The 255-nt window shown below is 58.8% G+C and carries 1 protein-coding gene; it reads right to left on the bottom strand.

Annotated features, from left to right (window positions below; genetic code table 11):
• The coding region (locus tag AB4Y42_RS44565; RefSeq protein ID WP_368697937.1) for a transposase at window positions 1-255 on the bottom strand (255 nt) is incomplete at both ends.

The following is a 255-nucleotide window of genomic DNA, read 5'->3' on the forward strand; positions in this document are numbered from 1 at the left end:
ACCTTCGGATGGTCGGCCAGAAATATTTGAACAGCGGCGGTTTTATGGCTGCTCACGTTGTCACATATCACGTGAATCTCCTTTCCGCGTGGCTGCGCCGATACTACCTCGGTGAGGAACGCAACAAGCTGGGCGCTGGTATGGCGCGGCGCGGTTTTGCCCAGCACTTCGCCGGTGGCGACATTCAATGCCGCGAACAGGCTCACGGTGCCGTTGCGTTTGTATTCAAAGCCATGACTCTCGGCACGCCCGGGC

This window comes from Paraburkholderia sp. EG286B (genome assembly GCF_040965655.1).
Classification (GTDB): Bacteria; Pseudomonadota; Gammaproteobacteria; order Burkholderiales; family Burkholderiaceae; genus Paraburkholderia.